The following is an 18,840-nucleotide window of genomic DNA, read 5'->3' on the forward strand; positions in this document are numbered from 1 at the left end:
ACCAGCGATAATGCGAAATGGTACCAGATTCTCGGCTCCAAGTCTTTGCGCCAGATATTTGAAGTCGCCTACGGTCTTGGCAGCAGTTTCTCCGCGCTTCCCATCGATCGACAGCTTTCCGAGATCAAGTCGAAGACGGAGCAGTTCACAGGATCCGACTCAGCAGCTCAGTTCGAGTCGTCCACCTCTGTGGATTCGCTTGTTCGAAGGTATCTTTTGCGCAACCAGATCCAGGCCTCCTCCACCGCATCGAGCCATGCAAATGCCCTTACATTGCTAAGGGGGTGATCCAAGGCATCTGGAGCCCAAGGGATATTCGGGATCTGCAGCGGATCGCTTACTTCGAAGCTGCAAGGCAATCGGGGATTGCAGGGACAGAAAGGCAGAAGGGGGCGGCAGAGGAGCGCAGGAGATAGGGCAGGAATGACGCCGCCCGAAAGCAGCGTCAAAGCCTGTCGTCGCCTCGGCGGAATCGCCCCTTATTCGTAAAGATCCTTGAACCTCTCGCGCAGCAGGTTCTTCTGGACCTTGCCCATGGTGTTGCGCGGCAGTTCGTCAACGACGACAACGCGCTTCGGCAGCTTGAAGCGCGCGAGCCGGCCTTCCAGCGCCGCCAATATCTCGGGCTCCGAGGGCGGCGCCGGGCCGACCAGAACTGCGGTGACGCCCTCGCCGAAATCGCGGTGCGGCAGGCCGATCACCGCGCTTTCGGTCACGCCTGGCAGGGCGTCGAGCTCGGCCTCGATCTCCTTCGGATAGACGTTGTAGCCGCCGGTGATGATCAGATCCTTGCCGCGCCCAACGATGTGGACATAGCCGCGCTGGTCGATCTTGCCCAGGTCGCCGGTGATGAAGAAGCCGTTTGCGCGCAGTTCCGCCGCGGTCTTTTCCGGCATCTGCCAGTAGCCCGAAAACACATTTGGGCCGCGCACTTCGATCATGCCGATCTCGTCCCGCGGTAGCTCGGTGCCGGTCTCGGGGTCGGTGACGATGATCTCGACCCCCGGCAGCGGCAGTCCGACGGTGCCGGCGATGCGCTCGCCATCATAGGGATTCGAGGCATTCATGTTGGTTTCCGTCATGCCATAGCGTTCCAGGATCGCGTGGCCGGTCCGGGCCTGCCATTCGCGATGCGTCTCGGCCAGAAGCGGCGCCGAGCCCGAGATGAACAGCCGCATCCCCTTGGTATTCTCGGCCGTCAGCCTGTCGTCCTGCAGCAGCCGCACGTAAAAGGTCGGCACGCCCATCAGCACGGTGGCGCGGGTCATCGCCTCGAAGATACGGTCCACGTCGAAGCGGGGCAGGAAGATCATCGAGGCGCCCGAGAACAGCGTCACATTGGTCGCGACGAACAGCCCATGCGTGTGAAAGATCGGCAGCGCGTGGATCAGCACGTCCTCGGCCGAATAGTGCCAGGCCTCGCGCAGCGCCAAGGTATTCGAGACCAGGTTGCCATGCGTCAGCATCGCCCCCTTCGACCGCCCCGTCGTCCCCGAGGTATAGAGCAGCGCCGCAAGGTCGTCCGCCTGGCGCGGCACGGTGGCGAATGCCGGCGCGGCGGCATCCGCCGCATCGGCAAGCGAGCCCCGCCCGTCGCCGTCCAGCGTCATCAGCCGGGCGCCCGCCGCTTCGGCGATGGGGGCCAGCGCATCGGCGCGCGCCGGATCGCAGGCGAAGACGCGCGGGCGCGCATCGCCGACGAAATAGTCGATCTCGGCCGGGGTGTAGCCGGTGTTCAGCGGCAGGAACACGCCGCCCGCGCGCACGGTGGCGAGGTAGAGCACGATCGCCTCGACCGATTTCTCCACCTGCGCGGCGACGCGGTCGCCAGGCGCCACACCCAGCGATACCAGCGCATTGGCCATCCGACCGGTGCGGGCGACCAGGTCGGCGTAGCGGATGCGCTCGCCTGCCGGGGTTTCGATCGCGGTGGCCTCGGGGTCGGCGATGCCGCGCTCCAGGATGTCGAAAAGGTTCTCGCTCATGCGCCGGTCCTTTCAGGCGTTCGGTTGGGCAAGGGCGCGGCCGACCGCGGCCGAGGCGGCGACATCGCCGCGCTCGGCATAGCCCTCGTGATTGGCCTCGATGCGCTCGAGGTCATAGAGATAGTTCACCATCAGCCCGTGCGATTGCCGCAGCCCGTTGGCCGAGACGTCGCCCAGGTGGTTCAGCCGCTCCAGCCGGGCGCCATTGCCGAGGTGGAAGCGGGCGACCGGGTCGATCACCCGGCCGCGGGTATCGCGGGCGGCCAGGAAATAGCTGGCGGCGGCGGCCAGCAGCGGCGCGCGCAGCGCCTCGGCCACTGCCGGGTCCAGGTGCCAGTCGGGCCGGTCCAGCACCGCGAAAGCCAGCCGCTGGTCGGCGTCGATCAGTTCGGAATTCGCGTCGGCGCGCTGTTCCGCCAGCCAGCCGGCAAAGCCCGGCACGGGCGACAGGGTGACGAAGGTCCGGATGCCGGGCAGCTCGGCCTTCAGCTCCTCGACCACCTGCTTGATCAGGAAATTGCCGAAGCTGACCCCCGCCAGCCCGCGCTGGGTGTTCGAGATGGAATAGAACACCGCCGTATCCGCGCGCTCTGCGGCGATGGGCTTGCGGTCCAGGTCCAGCAGCCCCGCGACATGGCCGGGGATCTCGCGCGTCAGCGCCACCTCGACGAAGATCAGCGGCTCGTCGACCAGTTGCGGGTGGAAGAAGCCGTAGCAGCGCCGGTCGGTCGGCTGCAGGCGGTTCCTCAGGTCGTCCCAGTTCCGGATCGCATGCACCGCCTCGTAGCGGATGATCTTTTCCAGGATGCTCGCCGGCGTGTCCCAGTCGATGTGGCGCAGGCCCAGGAAGCCGCGGTTGAACCAGCTGGCGAAGAGATGCGCGAAATCCGCATCAACCCGGCGCAGGGCGGGCGTATCCTTGAGATGGCGCAGCAATTCCTCGCGCATCCGCACCAGCGCCGCCGTGCCGCCGGGGGCGAGGTTCAGCCGCCGCAGCAGCTCCTGCCGCCGGGGCTCGCTGGCGATATGCAGCGCCTCGACGGCAGCGGGGTCGCGCTGCAGGGTGTCGAGCGCCCGGGTCACGGCCTCGGCATCGGGGCCGAAGCGCTCGGCCAGGGTGACCAGGAAGGCCAGCCGCTCGGCCGGATCGGCGCGCTGGAAGGCGTCGAGCAGCCCCTGCGCCAGCGCCACGCCCGAAGCCTCGCCGCGCCGCGACAACAGCGCCTCGGCCAGTTCGGAAAGCTCGGGCGCTTCCGGCACCGCCCCGCCGTCGCGCCGGCCCAGCAGCCGCCGGGTGCGGTCGGTCAGCGACTCGAACAGCTCGGAAAGAAAGGCGGGGCGCGGTGCAGCGCGGCGGGTCGAGGGTGTCATGTCACGGGCCTCCGTTCGACAGGGCCGCCGGGATCAGCCCGGCAGCAGGACAAAGATCATCCAAAGCACCACCGGCGCAAGCACGGTGACAAGGGCGCCATAGCCCAGCAGCTGGCGGAAGAACGCCTGCCGGTCGACGCCGCGCGCATTGGCCAGCACCAGCGCGCCATTGGTCGAGAACGGGCTGACGTCGACGATGGTCGAGGCGACCGCCATGCCGGCGATGAAGCCGACGGCGCCGACGCCGGTGCCCGCCTGCAGGAACGGCACGGCCAGCGGGATCAGCGAGCCGAGCACCGCCGTGGACGAGGCGAAGGCCGAGACCACCGCGCCGATGAAGAACAGCATCAGGGCCGCCAGCATGGGCGAGGCCATGTTCGCCACGCTTTCGCCGACATAGTCGATGGTGCCCATGTGTTCCAGCACCGCGACATAGGTCGAAACCCCGGTGATCAGCATGATTTCCGGCCAGGCGACCTGGGCCATGGCGCGTTTCTGCATCGTCGGCGCCCAGAGCGCCAGCGCAAGGCCGATGGTCAGCGCGACGAAGCCGATGTCGAGGTTGAAGGCCAGGACCAGCACCGCCAGCGCCACCAGCCCGGCCAGCGTGGCGATCTGATAGGGGGTGCCGTCGGGCTGGTTGCCTTCCTCGGCTTCGGCGACCAGCCGGTTCGACGTGCCGCCGCCTTCCGCGCCGATGCGCCGGCTCAGCGCCTCGGCCTCGCTGTCGCCAAAGATCTGCGGACCGGTGGCGGGGCGGGCGATCTCGACATGCGGCACGGTGACCGGCTCGACGCTGTCGCGCGCCGCCATCAGCTTGCGCCCGCCCAGGACCGCGAAAAGGATCAGCGCCACCGCCGCATTGACCAGGAAGCTGGCGGCAAAGGTGGTCATTTCGGACAGCGGCAGGCCGGCCTTCTGCACCACGCCATTGGTGATGCCGCCATAGATGCTGATCGGCGAAAAGCCACCGGCCTGGGCGCCATGCACCACCATCAGGCCCATCAGCAGCGGCGAGATCTGGTAGCGAAAGGCAAAACCCAGCGCGATGGGCGCGACGATGGCGACGGCGCCGGGACTGACCGCCCCCACCGCCGTCAGCACGGCCGAAATGCCGAACATGATCCATGGAATCGCCGCGATCCGCCCCTTGACCGCGCGCACCGCCATGCGCACCAGCCAGTCGATGGTGCCGTTGTTCTGCGCCAGCGCGAACAGCCAGGTGATGCCCACCAGCGTCAGGAACAACCCGCCCGGAAAGCCCGCGATGATGTCCTTGGTGGTCTGGCCGGCCATCAGCGTGCCGACCAGGAAGGCGCCGACAAAGGCCAGCACGCCCATGTTGATCGGCCAGATCGTCGCGACGACAAACATGGCGACCAGGGCATAGATCGAAATCAGATAGGGGGTCATGCGCGGCTCCTCCTCCTTGCACCCTCCGGGGCGCGCGTGCCCTCCCAAGCCCGCGAATCCCTTCCCGGTGTTATACATCCGGCCTTGGGTTGTTGTATATAACAGACTTGGCCATGGATAAATCTTTGCCGGATGCCTATTCTTGGGGCAAGGGGGGACCATGGCCGCGATTCCGAACACGCTCCGCATCCGCAACGCGCTGGAGAATGCCATCGTCGAAGGCGTCTACCTGCCCGGCGCGCGGCTCGACCCTGAGGCGCTGGAGCGCGAATTCGAGGTCTCGCGCACCCCGATCCGCGAGGCGCTGCACCAGCTCGAGGCCTCGGGCCTGGTGCGCGTGGTGCCCAAGCGCGGCACCTTCGTCACCGAATGGACGCCGAGCGAGCTGGCCGAGCGCTTCGAGGTCATGGCCGAGGTGGAGGCGACCTGCGGCCGCCTGGCCGCCCGCCGCATCACCGAGGCCGAGCTGGCCGCGCTGGAACAGGTCCACCAGGATTGCCGCCGCCATGCCGAGGCCGGCGAGGTCGAGGCCTATTACGCCCGTAACTCGGATTTCCACCATTGCATCTACCGCGCGACCCACAACGCCTTCCTCGAGCGCGAGGCGTCGCGGCTGCATGCCATGCTGCAACCCTATCGGCGCATGCAGCTGAAGGTCAGGAACCGCATGGCGCGTTCGTTCGCCGAGCATGACGCGGTGGTCGCGCATATCCGCGGCGGCGATGCCGAGGCCGCCGCCACCGCCCTGCGCGACCATGTCATCGTCCAGGGCGACCGCTTCCACGACCTGATCGCCGCGACGCGCAAGGGTTAGGGGTCGCGGCAGCCTGCCCTCCGACGGTGAAGCAGTCTTTCAGACGAACAGGCCAAGCCCGGATTGCTTCCCGCAGACGCGCGCGTTCGGCCGGCCCGCACTATGCCTGCCGATTCAGCCCTGACCGGGTTGCAGCCACCCGCCCGCCGCCGCCAGATCGGCTGTGCCGGCCAGCCCGGCCGGGTTGTCGTCCGCTGCCGTCATCACCTGGTTCACGCCGCAAAAGCGGATCGACGGCCGGGCCGAACTGTTCGGCCGCCGCGTCGCCGCCTTGCAGGCTTGCGGAGGTCGGTAATCGAACCGCCCACTGCGCAGGTTGTTGTCCGCGCCCGGCGGGCGACACCGCCTTCTCAAGACCGGACCGAGTTGCTGGGCGATCCCGGTTTCTGCGCCGGAGTCGGCGCGGGATTCCGCCGCATCGACCCGAGCGGCTGGAAGCCTAGGGGCTGATCACGCGCTCCTGCCTGCGGTCGCGACCATGGCATCACCCCCGAAGCCTGGATGCTGTTTCGCCCGCACCGGCCCGGTCCTCAACGCCCACGATTGCGCCGCGCTGGAAACGGCATCGCGGCATCGGCCCAGGAATCCGCAAGCTAGCGGTCCAACCGTTCCAGCGCCCGCAGCAGCGGCGCCGCATCCTCGCCCAGCTCGGCCAGCAGCTCGGCCTGGAACGCATCGGCGATGCGGCCCAGCCGCGCCATCAGCGCCCGGCCGTCCTCGGTCAGCTCCAGCACCACCAGCCGCTGGTCGCTGTCATGGCCGGATTTGCGCAGATGGCCTGCCTGTTCCAGCCGCGTCGCCGCCCGGCTGACCACCGACTTGTCAAGGTTCACCCGCTGCGTGATGTCGCGCACGCTCACCGGGCCGGACTTGCCCAGATGCGCCAGCACCCGCCATTCCGGGATGCTCAGCCCGGCCTCGGCCTCGTAAAGCGCGGCAAAGCGGCGGCTGACCTGCGCCGCGGCCACCGCCAGCCGATAGGGCAGGAATCCATCCAGATCAAAGCTCATCATTCCTCCTGTCGGCGGCAGATCACCAGAAAACCGTTGCTGCCGCAACAAGCCCGTTGACATCGTTGCGCCAGCAACGGTATTTTCGTTGCATCGGCAATGAATCCCGGGGAGGAGGCCGCATGTCCCAGCACGCCCTGCCCGCCGGCATGATCCGCGCCGCCGCCACCACCGGCACGGTCGCGGGCTACATGCCCGGCTTCGGCAATGATTTCGAGACCGAGGCCCTGCCCGGCGCCCTGCCGCAAGGCCAGAACAGCCCTCAGAAATGCAACTACGGGCTTTATGCCGAGCAGCTGTCCGGCACCGCCTTCACCGCGCCGCGCGGCCAGAACGAGCGCACCTGGTGCTATCGCATCCGACCCTCGGTGCATCACACCGGCCGCTTCGCGCCGATCGCCCTGCCCTATTGGAAGACCGCGCCGAACGTCCGCGACGACATCGTCAGCCTGGGGCAATATCGCTGGGATCCGATCCCGCTGCCCGAGCAGGCGCTGACCTGGATCACCGGCATGCGCACCATGACCACCGCCGGCGACGTGAACATCCAGGTCGGCATGGCCAGCCATGTCTACCTGGTCACGCAATCCATGCAGGACGAATATTTCTTCTCGGCCGACGGCGAGCTCTTGGTGGTGCCCCAGGAAGGCAAGCTGCGCTTCTGCACCGAACTCGGCGTGATCGACCTCGAGCCGCGGGAAATCGCCATCCTGCCCCGCGGCCTCGTCTACCGCGTCGAAGTGCTGGACGGCCCCTGCCGCGGCTTCGTTTGCGAGAATTACGGCCAGAAGTTCGACCTGCCCGGCCGCGGCCCGATCGGCGCCAATTGCCTGGCCAATCCGCGAGACTTCAAATGCCCGGTCGCGGCCTATGAGGATCGCGAGACCCGCTCGCGCGTGGTCATCAAGTGGTGCGGCCGGTTCCACGAGACCTGGATCGAGCACTCGCCGCTGGACGTGGTGGCCTGGCACGGCAATTACTGCCCCTATAAATACGACCTGCGGACCTATTCCCCGGTCGGCGCGATCCTGTTCGACCATCCCGACCCGTCGATCTTTACCGTGCTGACCGCGCCCTCGGGACAGGAGGGCACGGCGAATATCGACTTCGTGCTGTTCCGCGAACGCTGGCTGGTGGCCGAGCACAGCTTCCGCCCGCCCTGGTATCACAAGAACATCATGTCCGAGCTGATGGGCAATATCTACGGCGTCTACGACGCCAAGCCGCAGGGCTTCGCGCCGGGCGGCATCAGCCTGCACAATTGCATGCTGCCGCATGGCCCGGACCGCGACGCCTTCGAGCATGCCTCGGCCAGCGCATTGAAGCCCGAGAAGCTGGACAACACCATGTCCTTCATGTTCGAGACCCGCTTTCCCCAGCATCTGACCGAATTCGCCGCCCGCGAGGCGCCGATGCAGCAGGACTATATCGAGGTCTGGGACCGGCTCGAGAAGAAGTTCGACGGCACGCCGGGCGTGAAGTGAGGCCCAAGACGGGGGGCTGTCTGCCCCCCGGCGCCTGCCCGCCCCCTCGATGGGGGCAGGCAGGCGCTCCCCCCGAGGATATTTTCCCAAGAAAGAAGGAGGCTGCGCATGGCCCTGCTGCGGTCGAGAGTCGAAAGCGCCAACCAGCCGGATTGCAGCTTCCCCCTGAACAACCTGCCCTATGGCGTGTTCTCGCGCCCGGGCGAGGCGCCGCGCTGCGGGGTGGCCATCGGCGACCTGATCCTGGATCTGGCGGGATGCGAGGCGCAGGGTCTGATCGATGCCGGCGGCACCTTCGCGCAGCCGCAATTGAACGGCTTCATGGCCCTGGGACGCGCGCGCTGGGGTGCGGTGCGGGCGCGGCTGACCGAACTGCTGGCCGAGGGCGCCGCGGGCGACCTGCCGCTGGTCGCCATGGCGGATGCGACGCTGCACCTGCCGATCCGGGTCACGGAATACACCGATTTCTATGCCTCGCGGCACCATGCCTTCAACGTCGGCATGCTGTTCCGGGGGCCGGAGAATGCGCTGCCGCCGCAATGGACGCATATGCCGATCGGCTATAACGGACGCGCCTCCTCCGTAGTGGTCTCGGGCACGCCGATCCGCCGGCCCATGGGACAGGTGAAGGGCGAGGCCGGCCCGGAATGGGTGCCCTGCCGCCGGCTGGACCTGGAGCTGGAGCTGGGCGCCGTGGTCGGCGCCGACAGCCGGATGGGCGAGCGGGTCGGGGTGGAGCAGGCCGAGGCGATGATCTTCGGCTATGTCCTGCTGAACGACTGGTCGGCGCGCGACGTGCAGGCCTGGGAATACCAGCCGCTGGGTCCGTTCCAGTCCAAGGCGCTCGGAACCACCATCGGCGCCTGGGTGGTGACCCAGGCCGCGCTGGAGCCCTTCCGTTCGCCCGGCGCCGCGCGGCTGAATCCGCTGCTGCCCTATCTGGCCGAGGAACGGCCCGGGCTCTACGACCTGGCGGTCGGCTGGAGCATGAACGGGCAGGTCATGGCGCGCACCAATTTCAACGTCATGTATTACTCCAGCGCCCAGCAACTGGCGCATCACACCAGTTCCGGCTGCCCGATGCGGGTCGGCGACCTCTTGGGCTCGGGCACCATCTCGGGGCCTTCGCGCGACCAGGCCGGGGCGCTGCTGGAGATGACCGAGGGCGGCAAGCTCCCGGTCATGGTCAGGGGCGAGCCGCGCCTTTTCATCGAGGACGGCGACGAGATCGGGCTTTTCGCCGAGGCGCAGGGCGACGGCTATCGCATCGGCTTCGGCCCCTGCCTGGGCCGGGTGCTGCCGGCACGGCCGTGAGCGTTGTGCTGCATGGCTCTTGCCGTGCGTCCATGTCCCGCCGGGTGCGGATGGCGCCGGGGCCGAAGGCCATCGCCTGGGAGCGGGTCCAAGCGCCTTGATTGATTGCATTATTGCATGCAATCAATCATCTTTAAATTTGCCGATCAATTGCCTATATAACGGCCTAGGCGCGGCGAACGCGCCCGCGATTGTTGCAAGGGAAAACGCGCATGACCTCATCGACCCTGCTCGCCCAGGATCCCGGCAATCTCAAGCCGGCGCTGCGGCGGGGTGCCTGCCTGAAATGCCCGCGCTGCGGCGAGGGCAAGCTGTTTCGCGGCTATCTGAAAGTGGCCGCGCAATGCGACGCCTGCGGGCTGGACCTGACGCCGCAGCGCGCCGACGACGGGCCGGCCTATGTCGTCATCCTGCTGGTCGCGCATCTGATCGGCTTCGCGCTGGTGCCGATGTTCAGCCTGCTGGGCGACCATCCGGCGCGGATCGCGCTGCTGCTGGGCCTTGCGGCGGTCGCGCTGTCGCTGGCGCTGCTGCCGCCGGTCAAGGGCATGTTCGTCGCCCTGCAATGGGTCAAGGGCATGCACGGGTTCGAGCCGGTGCGCGCCGCCGTCCCGGTCCGCGCCGCCTAGCCCATCCAGCCGCCGCCAGACAGGCTGTCGGCCAGGAACAGCAGGCCGCTCTGCAATTCGTCGCGGCTGATCGCGCCGCCCAGGCAGATGCGCAGATGCTCGTCGGGCGCGGCGCCCACGGTAAAGGCATCGGCCGGCATCAGCCCGATATGGCGGCCGGCCATGCGGCCCATCAGCTCGGCGCGGCCGGCGCCTTCGGGCAGCTTCAGCCAGATGTTGAAGGCATGCGGATCGGCGCGAAACTGGAAGCCCGACAGCACCGCGGCGGCGATGCGCTGGCGCGCCGCGCTTTCCGCGTTGACGAAATCGCGGATGCGGTCGGCGGTGCCGTCCTCGATCCAGCGCGTCGCCAGCGCCATGCCCAGGGGCGAGGCCATGCCGGAGAAGGCGCGCAGCGCCTGGGCCAGCGCGAAGGCCGCGCGGCCGTCCGGCGCCACCACATAGGCCAGCCGCAGCCCGGCGCCGATGCATTTCGACAGCCCGCCGACATGCCAGGTCTGCGCCGGCGCCAGCACGGCGAAGGGCGGCGGCGGCGCCTGCGGCACGAAACCATAGGCGTCGTCCTCGATCAGCGGCAGGGCGTGGCGGGCGATGATGCGGGCCAGCTCGCGGCGGCGCCATTCCGGCATGGTCAGCGTGGTCGGATTGTGCAGCACCGGGTTCAGGTAAAGCGCCTTGGGCGCATGGTCGCGGATCGCCACCTCGAGCAGTTCCGGGATCATCCCGGCATCGTCGAGCCCGATCCCGACCAGCCGCAATCCCAGCCGGGCGGCCAGGGCGCGCAGGCCGGGATAGGTGATGCGCTCGCACAGCACCGTGTCGCCGGCCTGCGCCAGCGTCGACAGGATCGCGGCCATGGCGGCATGGGCGCCCGGAGCGATGGCGATGCGCTCGGGCGCGGGGGCGATGCCGCGCCGCGCCAGCCAGGTCGCCGCCGCCAGCTTGTCGGGCTCGCCGCCGGTGGTGGGCTGATAGCGCAGAAGCGGCAGCAGGTTCGCCGAGATTTCAGCCACGCCCTCGGCCATGCGGGCGATCAGCGCCGGGTCGGTGACCTCGGGCGGACGGTTCATCGACAGATCCTCGCCGCCCTGCCGCCGGGGGTCGGGGGTCGGGACGGCGGGCGCCGGCGTGCCGCGGATAAAGGTGCCGCGCCCGACATGGCTTTGCACCAGCTGGCGGGCCTGCGCCTCGGCATAGGCGCGGCTGACGGTGGTGAAGTCGATGCCCAGCACCTCGGCCAGCCGACGTTGTGGCGGCAGCCGGTCGCCGGGCCGCAACCCGCCGCTGCGGATATCGGCCTCGATGGCATCGGCGATCTGCAGGTAACGCGGCTTGCCATCCGCAGCCAGCACGGGAATCCAGGAGGTCATGGCGGTCCAATCGGGAAATTGTTGCGGATTGTATGCAGGCAGAGCGGCGCAGGCAAGGCCGGGTCGGCCGGCGGGGTTCGGCAGCGCATCTGGTCTGGCGCGCGGGACGGATCGCGGCATCTCTCGCGTCCATACAAGCAACGGAATTTCCGCTTCTTTGTATGGATCAGGAAAAGATACTCGACACGATTGATCCGGAAAAAGACGTCGACGGATTCCATATTTCAAATGTCGGACGTCTGACAACCGGCCAGAAGGGCATGGTGCCTTGCATTCCGTTGAGCTGCCTCATGCTGTTGCGAGAAAAGCTTGGAGATATTTCGAGGCTCAACGCGATAATCGTCAGCAATCTCGGCCTTGACGGGTGGCCGATGGCTCAGCTTCTGCTTGCCAGAGGCTGCAGTGTCACGATCGCCCATCACCGCTCTCGAAACACGGCAGAGCTATGCCGGATGGGAGATATTGTCATCGCCAACACCGGCCGCCCCAAGGGGATAAAGGGGATTTGGATCAGGCCGGGAGCCACGATCATCGATATTGGCGTGCATAATATCATCGAAAATGGCCGATCACGGTTGGTGGGTGACGTGGACTTCGCCTCCGCGGCCGAAGTTGCAGGTGCAATAACGGTGCCAGGTGGCGTTCATCGAATGGCTACGGTATGCCTTCTGACCAATACGCTGATGTGATGTTGCCGCGCTTATGGCTTTCCTGACCCAGAGGGATTGACAACTTGATAGTTTGTGAAGCACCAGTATAGTGTCGGTTTTTCTGCTTTTCTCACCTTGTTATATTCATGGCTTTGGTGAGCGGTGGCGCAGACCTCCATCGCAATGCCGCACCCGGGCTGCGACAGCATGAACGCGCGAAACTGCCTGCGCGGCAGCGGTGCACATCAGACCGATCAAACGCCAGGTCGGATCTGTGCCGATCACAGCAAGAATGACAACCGCGCCCGCGCAACCCGTTGCCCAACAGCAGATTGACCAAATGCGGAAGCGGTGCCAAATATTCTCAGCCTCGCATGTCATATCCGCCGCCACACGGTGGAGCAGGGCTTGGACCATGATTGCGGCATCCTCATCACCATATGACGTGAGCGCCTGTTGGATATGCTGACATCCAAGCCGATTAATATGTCCTGACCCTTCAACCCTCGGGCATGATAGAATTGGGCAGGCCAAACCTCTCCTCATGCATTCCTTGGACTACTAGCCTGCCAGACGATCAGCCTATTTCCCTTGCCTTTGCGACCTGCCAGATTGGCGTCATGACGCGACCTGTGCCTTTTCTGGAAAGCCCGACAAGGCTGGCCCTTTCCTGGACCGGGGTGCTGCTTCTGCTGCTGACGGCCATGGGGGTCGCGCAGCACCGGGCGCTGACCGCCGAACTGGCGCAGGAGACTGTCGTGCTGCACCGCATCGCTGGACTGCCCCCACCGAGTGGTCCGGGTTGATTGTTAGTGCATCGTCGGCCGCTGGTCTATTGGGATGACGGCTTCCGGTGCGGGTGGGCGGTATCCCAGGGAGCTGTGCGGCCTGACAGTGTTGTAGTGGCTGCGCCATCGCTCGATGAGGATCTGGGCCTCCCTGAGCGAATAGAAGACTTCTGCATCCAGGAGTTCGTCGCGGAATCGAGCGTTGAAGCTCTCGCAATACCCGTTCTCCCAGGGTGAACCCGGCTCGATGAACGCGGTCTTGGCACCAACTGCGCCGATCCAGCCCTGCACCTTCTTGGCAATGAATTCCGCGCCATTGTCGGACCTTATGAACGCAGGCGGGCCACGCAAGATGAACAGATCCGTCAGGGCGTCGATTACGTCGGTGGAATTGAGCCTGCGGTTTACACGGATCACCAGCGCCTCCTTCGTGAATTCGTCGATGATATTGAGCGTCCGAAACAGCCGTCCGTCATGTGTCCGGTCCTGAACGAAATCATAGGACCAGACGTGGTTCGGGTGCTCCGGCCGGAGACGGACGCAGGACCCGTCGTTCAACCAGAGCCGACCCTTCTTTGCCTGCTTTTGCGGGACCTTCAGCCCTTCACGCCGCCATATCCGTTCCACGCGTTTATGATTTACATGCCAACCGGCGTTGTTCAGCAATCCGGTGATCATCCGATAGCCATATCGCCCGTAGGTGCGAGCGAGCGTGATGATGTCTTCCGTCAGCCGTTCTTCGTCCGGGGCGCCGCAAGGAACCTTGCGTTGCGTCGAGCGGTGCTGCCCGAGGATGCGGCAGGCGCGGCGCTCGGATATGCCGAGCGCCTGCCGCACATGGTCAATGCACTGGCGACGGCGCGAAGGGCTTAGAAGTTTCCCCGTGCAGCCTCGCTCAGGATCATCTTGTCCAAGGTCAGATCTGACACCGCGCGCCGCAACCGCTGGTTCTCCGCCTCAAGCTCCTTGAGACGCTTCAGCTGATCCCGGTTCATGCCGCCATACTGCTTGCGCCAGCGATAATACGTCGGCTCGGTCACGCCGATCTGCCGCACCGCGTCGGAAATTGCCATTCCCTGTCCATGAAGCACTTCAATCTGTCGAAGCTTCAGAACGATGTCTTCCGGTTTGTCTCGCTTGCCTGCCATCTGATGGTCCTCCTGAACAGGATATTTCTATCCCAGTGGGTGGACCACTTCAGTGGGGGCACTCCAGAATGCTCCAGATTGTGGGCCCGCAGAAACGCAGCCCAATCCATGCTGGTGAACTGACTTCCCTGATCCGAGTGGATCAGCACCTTGGTCTTCGGTTTTCGCCGCCAGACCGCCATGAGCAGGGCCTGTAGGACGACATCTGTCGTCTGCCTGCTTTGCATCGACCAACCGACCACGCGCCGGGAATAGAGGTCAATGATCACCGCGAGGTAAGCGAAGCCCTCCTGCGTCCGGATGTAGGTGATATCGGTCACCCAGACCTTATCCGGGGCCTCGACATCGAACTGCCGGTCGAGGGTGTTGTCGACCACGACCGACGGCTTGCCACCATAACTTCCGGGGCGGCGCTTGTAGCCGATCTGTGCCTTGATCCCCGCAAGCTGCGTCAATCGGGCGACCCGGTTCGGACAGATGCTTTCACCCTGTTCCACCAGATCATCATGCAGCTTGCGGTAACCGTAGACCTTGCCGCTCTCAACCCAGGCCTCCTGCAGCAACTCGGTCTGGCGCCTGTCTTCCTGGGCTCGCGCGCTCACCGGCGCCTGCAGCCAGGCATAGAACCCGCTCGGCTGGATGCGCAGGCACCGGCACATCGCACGGATGGAAAACTGACCCCGATGCTCGGCCACGAACGCGTATCTCACTTTGCATCCCTGGCGAAATACGCGGTGGCTTTTTTTAGGATGTCACGTTCCTCCGACACCCGGACCAGCTCTCGCTTCAGTCGTCGGATCTCGGCATCCTTTGCCGTCTCACCCGACACCGCCTTCGCGAACTTGCGCTTCCAGGCATAGAGCGAGTGCGTGCTCACCCCGAGCCGCTCAGAGACCTCCTTGGCCGGGTAGCCCCGCTCCGTGATCTGCGCCACCGCATCGCGCTTGAAATCGTCAGTGAAATTACCTGTGCCCATCATGGCCTCCTTGCCTCAAAGTTAGCGAAGAAGGCGTCCACGAAACATGGGGCTATTCACCGGCTCAGTGAAGCGTCGGCCCCTGTTCCAGATCGGCAGCACGTTGCAGCATGCGGATGGCGGTCCGCAGACTGGGCCGATGCTGTTGCAAGGAGGGATGGGCCAGAACCTCGCAGATCGCTTCGATGGAACTCGCGAACAGGTTGCGCCTCACACCCTCGCGACGCACGAAGGCCAGCAATTCTGCGAGGGTCAGATGACGAAGCCGGATCGGCGGGCAGCGGCTGAGCAATGGTTCCGGCAGCCGCCGGCAGTCGTTCGAGGTCAGCACCCAGATCACCCAGCTCATGTCAAACCTCACCTGGTAATAGGGGCAGCTCCAGCGCTTGGCGGTCAGTGGCTCCAGCAGCGGCAGCAGCGCCTCTGCCAGGCCGAAGGCGTGCCCGTTCGTTGATGTTGCCCGACCGGCCTTTTCGATCTCGTCCACAATCATGACCGGATTGGCGATGCGGCTTTGCAGGACGGTTTCGATCAGTCGACCGGGGTAGGACCCACCCCAGCCACGTTGCGAACCGACAATGCCGAATGAGGCATTCTCGCCGGTGGCCTCGATCACCGTGGTTGACGTGGCCAGAAGTTCGCCAAGACGGCGGGCATAGCGGCTTTTGCCAATGCCGGGCGGGCCGTCGAGCAGGAGCGGCGGCATCCGAAACGCCGGCCAACCCTCGCGCACCGAGCGGCGCATCGCGTGCCAGACCACCTCGGTGGCCGGGGCCATCCAGGGCATATCCCCGTGCAAGCCCGCGGCCAGTTCGTCGGCGTGATGTTCACTGTGGATCCGGATCAGCCGGACGCCGTCCTTCAGCACCTCGAGCCGCTCGCGATCATCGCGCTTCAGATGTTCGAGACCGGAGGCTGCCTTGCGACATTCCAGGATCCGCTTGACCCGACGCTTGATGCGGGCCTCGTCGTCATCGCTGAACCTGATGATCCCCATCAGATCCGCGTCCGATATCTCGCCTGGCGCGTCGATCTCGTCGGGCGGGGCCGGAACGTCCGGGGGGATCCTCCTGCAGCGCAGCTTGCGCAGATGCCGCATGAAGCGGGTTTCGAGTTCGATGCGGCCCTCTTTCGGGTCGAAGAAGCGGGCTTCTATGAAGGGGATGGTGGACATGGGAATACTCCGGGCATGAGGGGGCCGTCTGCCGGGGGAGGCCCGGCCGGGAAAGATGGGTTGGGGGGAATGGCGATCAGGCGCCGGGGAAGATCAGGCCGCGCAGCAGAAGCTCGGCCTGACCGCCCTCTGGCACCTCGTCGGGAGTGCCGAGCGAGACGTTGACAACCGGCGCGCCGCGGATGCGGGTCGAGAGCGGCCGGTGGGTATGGCCGAAGAACCAGTAGTCGGGCCGGTGTGCGTCGATCCAGCCGTCAAGATCCGAGGCGAAGGCCGGGCTGACGCTGGAAATCGGACCGGAGACCGCCGCGCTTGGGGCGTGATGGGTGACGACAATGGTCTGCCCTTTCCAGGGTTTGGCGATCTCCCGCGTCAGCCAGTCGAGGTGATCGCGGTGAATCTCGGCGGTGTCCCCGGGGCGGATCAGCCCGCCCTCAGCCCGGCGGATTCGGGCGTAATCCGGCATTACTGCTGCAGCCCGCGCCATGGCCACCTCCGGATCACCCGTCAGCGCGAAATCGGTCCAGAGCGTGCAGCACAGCAGGCGACAGGTGCCGAAGGTCAGAACCCGCTTCTGGGCAAGGCTCACACCCGCACCTGAGGCGATCCGGGCCAGAACGCCATCGTCGAGCGTGGCGCCATAATAGTCATGGTTGCCGGGAATGACCCAGATCCGGGCGGGCGAGACCAGCCGCGCGAGCCGGGACAACGCCCAGGGCCAGTTCCGCTTTGGATCATCGGCGAGGTCGCCCGCGATGATCAGCGCGTCGAGGTCACGCAGCACCGGCACGATCCCGGCGAACGGATCGCGCCCGGCGCGGGTCCAGAGGTCGAGATGCAGGTCGGCGGTGATCAGGATGGTCATTGACCGCGTGCCCCTGCGGCCAGCCGGGGTGGACACCCTCATCCTGCTGGGAGCGAGACCGGCTTTGGCCTGTGGAGTGATGGAGAGCGGAGCGACGGCTTGGTTGTGCAAATGTTCGGACAGCATGGAAATACCCTTTGAAAGCAGGCATGATGGATCGGAGCCGTGGCACGACATGCCCGGCGCTGCGCGGGTGAAAGCCGGAAGGAAGCTTCCGGTCCGCGGATTGGTCAGAGGAATGAGGGTTTGCGCACCGAGGCCGCCGTCACGGCCTGCCAGTCGATCCCCTCGAACAGCGCATCGAACTGCACCTTGCTCAGCACCACCGGCCCGGCCTGCGGTTTCGGCCAGGTGAACCGCCCGCCGTTCAGGCGCTTCATGGTCAGCACCAGGCCGGTGCCGTCCCAGACCAGCAGCTTCAGCCGGTCCGCGCGGCGGGAGCGGAACACGTAGATGGCGCCATCGAAGGGATCGAGGTCGAAATGGTTGGCGACATGCGCCACCAGCCCGTCCATGCCCTTGCGGAAATCGATCGGCTCAGATGCCAGAAAGATGCGGAAGCTGCCGGCCGGGGAAATCACAGCGAGGCCCTCACCGCGCGCAGCACCTCGGCCAGGTGATCGGCCGGGTAGCCGGGCGGTATCGCGATATCAGCGTCGCCGATGCTGATCCGGCAGTTCGGGGCCGCATCTTCCGGGGCAACCGTCACGCGCGGCTTACAGCCAGGCTTGACCTCGGTCGGCGGCACGACCTCGAAGAACGCCGGCGCGGAATCTTTGCGCCGCGCGTTCTTGACCCAGATCGCCACCAGGGACTTGTTGGCCCCGATCTCCTCGGCGATCTCCCGGATCCCTTCGCCGGCCGCGATACGCTCCACCACCATGGCGCGAAGTTCCTCAGGCCATTGCCGCCGCCCACCGCTACGGGTCGGGACCGCAAAGCCCCAGACCATTTCAACCTTCTCGGGGACCTCTCCGTCCAGCATGTGTCACCTCCTTCATCAGGTGGTGACAGTATCGCTAAGTCATTGATTCATTGCCACATGGGGTCGTTGCACCGGTTACACAATCTCGGCTGGACGGCCTTGATGGAGGCGGTGGTGCTCGGCGACGGGAAAAGGGATTTCCAGGAGGTCGTGAAGCTTCTGGTCGATGCCGGCGCCGACAAAGCGAACGGCGATCGCGACGGCGTGACGCCGCTTGAGCATGCCCGAGCGCGCGGCTACGCTGAGATCGTCATCCTGCTTGAACCGGCTTCGTGACCGGACTGTCGATTTGAGCAAAGGCTGAGAACCATGCGCAATCTATTTCTTCTGGGAGCGATCCTGATGTCCACCGGTCACGCAAACGCCGCCGTCCTCGAAGCCGTCCAGAACAGGGACGTTGCCGCGCTTGAACAGGCGCTGAGCGCTGGCACCTTTGTCGATGAACGCAATGCCCAAGGCCAGACCGCCCTTCTCGTCGCGGTCTGGAGCGACGATGTCGAGACCGCGCGCCGCCTGATCGCCGCCGGTGCCGACGTGAATGCAAAGGACCAGATCAGCGACAGCCCCTACCTTGTCGCGGGAGCGCATGGCCGCGTCGAGATTCTGCGCCTGATCCTGGACAACGGCGCGGACCTGCAGAGCACCAACCGCTTCGGCGGCACTGCGCTGATCCCTGCCGCTGAAAAAGGCCAAAGCCGCTTCGTCCGACGCGCCACGCAAGCACCATAGTGTCCACCATCGATAGTGGGCACTATCCGGCACTCTCAGACCGCGGCAGGGCGGTCAGACCGGACAGTTACTGGAATAAGGGCTCTGACGCAGATTGTGTGATGTCCGTATGCGCCAGCTCTACATTTAGCGTGT

At 65.9% G+C, this 18,840-nt stretch carries 19 protein-coding genes and 1 pseudogene; 9 read left to right on the top strand and 11 right to left on the bottom strand.

Features of this window, described 5'->3' with window-relative positions; all coding sequences use genetic code 11:
• Window positions 1-288 (top strand): DUF1217 domain-containing protein (locus ASV56_RS12885; protein ID WP_156429227.1); only part of this gene is annotated, 288 nt, incomplete at its 5' end.
• A gap of 191 nt (window positions 289-479) precedes the next feature.
• Here the strand turns inward: ASV56_RS12885 and ASV56_RS12890 are convergent.
• From ASV56_RS12890 to ASV56_RS12900, 3 genes are read right to left on the bottom strand one after another with little or no spacing between them, the layout of a single operon-like run.
• Complete coding sequence (locus tag ASV56_RS12890; protein ID WP_062562486.1) at window positions 480-1,985, bottom strand: malonate--CoA ligase; 1,506 nt, start codon at window positions 1,983-1,985, stop codon at window positions 480-482.
• A gap of 12 nt (window positions 1,986-1,997) precedes the next feature.
• On the bottom strand, window positions 1,998-3,356 hold the full coding sequence (locus ASV56_RS12895; protein WP_062562487.1) for a malonyl-CoA decarboxylase: 1,359 nt from the start codon (window positions 3,354-3,356) through the stop codon (window positions 1,998-2,000).
• 33 nt (window positions 3,357-3,389) lie between these two features.
• The gene (locus tag ASV56_RS12900) at window positions 3,390-4,769 is read right to left on the bottom strand and encodes an SLC13 family permease (RefSeq protein ID WP_062562488.1); all 1,380 of its coding nucleotides are present in this window, start codon (window positions 4,767-4,769) and stop codon (window positions 3,390-3,392) included.
• A 160-nt stretch (window positions 4,770-4,929) separates the two neighbouring features.
• On the opposite strand from ASV56_RS12900, the gene ASV56_RS12905 reads away from it, so the two are divergent.
• On the top strand, window positions 4,930-5,583 hold the full coding sequence (locus ASV56_RS12905; RefSeq protein WP_062562489.1) for a GntR family transcriptional regulator: 654 nt from the start codon (window positions 4,930-4,932) through the stop codon (window positions 5,581-5,583).
• A gap of 593 nt (window positions 5,584-6,176) precedes the next feature.
• Here the strand turns inward: ASV56_RS12905 and ASV56_RS12910 are convergent.
• The gene (locus ASV56_RS12910; protein WP_062562490.1) at window positions 6,177-6,593 is read right to left on the bottom strand and encodes a MarR family winged helix-turn-helix transcriptional regulator; all 417 of its coding nucleotides are present in this window, start codon (window positions 6,591-6,593) and stop codon (window positions 6,177-6,179) included.
• Between the two features lie 122 nt (window positions 6,594-6,715).
• Between ASV56_RS12910 and hmgA the strand changes: the two genes are divergently transcribed.
• The 3 genes from hmgA to ASV56_RS12925 all read left to right on the top strand — a co-directional run bounded on the left by hmgA (window position 6,716) and on the right by ASV56_RS12925 (window position 10,020).
• Window positions 6,716-8,077 carry a homogentisate 1,2-dioxygenase gene (gene hmgA, locus ASV56_RS12915; protein ID WP_062562491.1) on the top strand — a complete coding sequence of 454 codons (1,362 nt, stop codon included), beginning with the start codon at window positions 6,716-6,718 and terminating at the stop codon, window positions 8,075-8,077.
• A gap of 108 nt (window positions 8,078-8,185) precedes the next feature.
• The gene (fahA, locus tag ASV56_RS12920) at window positions 8,186-9,391 is read left to right on the top strand and encodes a fumarylacetoacetase (protein WP_062562492.1); all 1,206 of its coding nucleotides are present in this window, start codon (window positions 8,186-8,188) and stop codon (window positions 9,389-9,391) included.
• A gap of 212 nt (window positions 9,392-9,603) precedes the next feature.
• The gene (locus tag ASV56_RS12925; protein WP_062562493.1) at window positions 9,604-10,020 is read left to right on the top strand and encodes a DUF983 domain-containing protein; all 417 of its coding nucleotides are present in this window, start codon (window positions 9,604-9,606) and stop codon (window positions 10,018-10,020) included.
• Here ASV56_RS12925 and ASV56_RS12930 read toward each other — a convergent pair.
• On the bottom strand, window positions 10,017-11,390 hold the full coding sequence (locus tag ASV56_RS12930; protein WP_062562494.1) for an aminotransferase-like domain-containing protein: 1,374 nt from the start codon (window positions 11,388-11,390) through the stop codon (window positions 10,017-10,019). The two genes, ASV56_RS12925 and ASV56_RS12930, sit on opposite strands and share 4 nt — an antisense overlap.
• Window positions 11,391-11,422: 32 nt before the next feature.
• On the opposite strand from ASV56_RS12930, the gene ASV56_RS22800 reads away from it, so the two are divergent.
• Both ASV56_RS22800 and ASV56_RS12935 read left to right on the top strand, forming a co-directional pair.
• Window positions 11,423-12,079, top strand: coding sequence for a hypothetical protein (locus tag ASV56_RS22800; protein WP_082724830.1), 657 nt, complete (start codon window positions 11,423-11,425; stop codon window positions 12,077-12,079).
• Window positions 12,080-12,660: 581 nt separating this feature from the next.
• Window positions 12,661-12,846: a hypothetical protein gene (locus ASV56_RS12935; RefSeq protein WP_062562495.1), complete on the top strand. Its 186-nt coding sequence runs from the start codon at window positions 12,661-12,663 to the stop codon at window positions 12,844-12,846.
• Between the two features lie 3 nt (window positions 12,847-12,849).
• Here the strand turns inward: ASV56_RS12935 and ASV56_RS12940 are convergent.
• The 6 genes and pseudogenes from ASV56_RS12940 to ASV56_RS12975 all read right to left on the bottom strand — a co-directional run bounded on the left by ASV56_RS12940 (window position 12,850) and on the right by ASV56_RS12975 (window position 17,976).
• Window positions 12,850-13,976 (bottom strand): IS3 family transposase gene (locus ASV56_RS12940; protein ID WP_156429045.1). Its coding sequence is split into 2 segments (ribosomal slippage): window positions 12,850-13,712 and window positions 13,712-13,976, totalling 1,128 coding nucleotides; the frame shifts between segments, so codons are not numbered across the junction.
• Between the two features lie 65 nt (window positions 13,977-14,041).
• Window positions 14,042-14,952 (bottom strand): annotated as a pseudogene (locus ASV56_RS22805) (IS3 family transposase); the annotation flags it as partial.
• Window positions 14,953-15,016: 64 nt separating this feature from the next.
• Complete coding sequence (locus ASV56_RS12960; RefSeq protein WP_062562496.1) at window positions 15,017-16,126, bottom strand: AAA family ATPase; 1,110 nt, start codon at window positions 16,124-16,126, stop codon at window positions 15,017-15,019.
• A 76-nt stretch (window positions 16,127-16,202) separates the two neighbouring features.
• Window positions 16,203-16,991, bottom strand: a complete 789-nt coding sequence (locus tag ASV56_RS12965; RefSeq protein ID WP_062562497.1) for a metallophosphoesterase family protein — start codon at window positions 16,989-16,991, stop codon at window positions 16,203-16,205.
• A gap of 230 nt (window positions 16,992-17,221) precedes the next feature.
• Entirely contained in the window at window positions 17,222-17,572 is a 351-nt protein-coding gene (gene tnpB / locus ASV56_RS12970; protein WP_062562498.1) for an IS66 family insertion sequence element accessory protein TnpB, read from the bottom strand.
• Window positions 17,569-17,976 (bottom strand): helix-turn-helix domain-containing protein, encoded by a 408-nt coding sequence (locus ASV56_RS12975; RefSeq protein WP_062562499.1) that lies wholly within the window; start codon window positions 17,974-17,976, stop codon window positions 17,569-17,571. Before ASV56_RS12975 ends, tnpB begins: the two co-directional genes overlap by 4 nt.
• Here ASV56_RS12975 and ASV56_RS24905 point away from each other — a divergent pair, their 5' ends adjacent.
• Together ASV56_RS24905 and ASV56_RS12980 are read left to right on the top strand one after the other, a co-directional pair.
• Entirely contained in the window at window positions 17,977-18,252 is a 276-nt protein-coding gene (locus tag ASV56_RS24905) for an ankyrin repeat domain-containing protein (RefSeq protein WP_367577102.1), read from the top strand.
• A 33-nt stretch (window positions 18,253-18,285) separates the two neighbouring features.
• The gene (locus tag ASV56_RS12980; RefSeq protein WP_062562500.1) at window positions 18,286-18,705 is read left to right on the top strand and encodes an ankyrin repeat domain-containing protein; all 420 of its coding nucleotides are present in this window, start codon (window positions 18,286-18,288) and stop codon (window positions 18,703-18,705) included.
• The last annotated feature ends 135 nt before the right edge of the window (window positions 18,706-18,840 follow it).

This window comes from Paracoccus aminovorans, from assembly GCF_001546115.1.
Taxonomy (GTDB): domain Bacteria; phylum Pseudomonadota; class Alphaproteobacteria; order Rhodobacterales; family Rhodobacteraceae; genus Paracoccus; species Paracoccus aminovorans_B.

Coding starts and splice junctions, on each gene's coding strand:
- ASV56_RS12890 (WP_062562486.1), bottom strand. CDS start 1,985: ATGAGCGAGAACCTTTTCGACATCCTGGAGCGCGGCATCGCCGACCCC.
- ASV56_RS12905 (WP_062562489.1), top strand. CDS start 4,930: ATGGCCGCGATTCCGAACACGCTCCGCATCCGCAACGCGCTGGAGAAT.
- ASV56_RS12975 (WP_062562499.1), bottom strand. CDS start 17,976: ATGCTGGACGGAGAGGTCCCCGAGAAGGTTGAAATGGTCTGGGGCTTT.
- ASV56_RS12935 (WP_062562495.1), top strand. CDS start 12,661: ATGACGCGACCTGTGCCTTTTCTGGAAAGCCCGACAAGGCTGGCCCTT.
- ASV56_RS12930 (WP_062562494.1), bottom strand. CDS start 11,390: ATGACCTCCTGGATTCCCGTGCTGGCTGCGGATGGCAAGCCGCGTTAC.
- fahA (WP_062562492.1), top strand. CDS start 8,186: ATGGCCCTGCTGCGGTCGAGAGTCGAAAGCGCCAACCAGCCGGATTGC.
- ASV56_RS12900 (WP_062562488.1), bottom strand. CDS start 4,769: ATGACCCCCTATCTGATTTCGATCTATGCCCTGGTCGCCATGTTTGTC.
- ASV56_RS12965 (WP_062562497.1), bottom strand. CDS start 16,991: ATGACCATCCTGATCACCGCCGACCTGCATCTCGACCTCTGGACCCGC.
- ASV56_RS12895 (WP_062562487.1), bottom strand. CDS start 3,356: ATGACACCCTCGACCCGCCGCGCTGCACCGCGCCCCGCCTTTCTTTCC.
- ASV56_RS12910 (WP_062562490.1), bottom strand. CDS start 6,593: ATGAGCTTTGATCTGGATGGATTCCTGCCCTATCGGCTGGCGGTGGCC.
- hmgA (WP_062562491.1), top strand. CDS start 6,716: ATGTCCCAGCACGCCCTGCCCGCCGGCATGATCCGCGCCGCCGCCACC.
- ASV56_RS12980 (WP_062562500.1), top strand. CDS start 18,286: ATGCGCAATCTATTTCTTCTGGGAGCGATCCTGATGTCCACCGGTCAC.
- ASV56_RS12960 (WP_062562496.1), bottom strand. CDS start 16,126: ATGTCCACCATCCCCTTCATAGAAGCCCGCTTCTTCGACCCGAAAGAG.
- ASV56_RS22800 (WP_082724830.1), top strand. CDS start 11,423: ATGCAGGCAGAGCGGCGCAGGCAAGGCCGGGTCGGCCGGCGGGGTTCG.
- ASV56_RS12925 (WP_062562493.1), top strand. CDS start 9,604: ATGACCTCATCGACCCTGCTCGCCCAGGATCCCGGCAATCTCAAGCCG.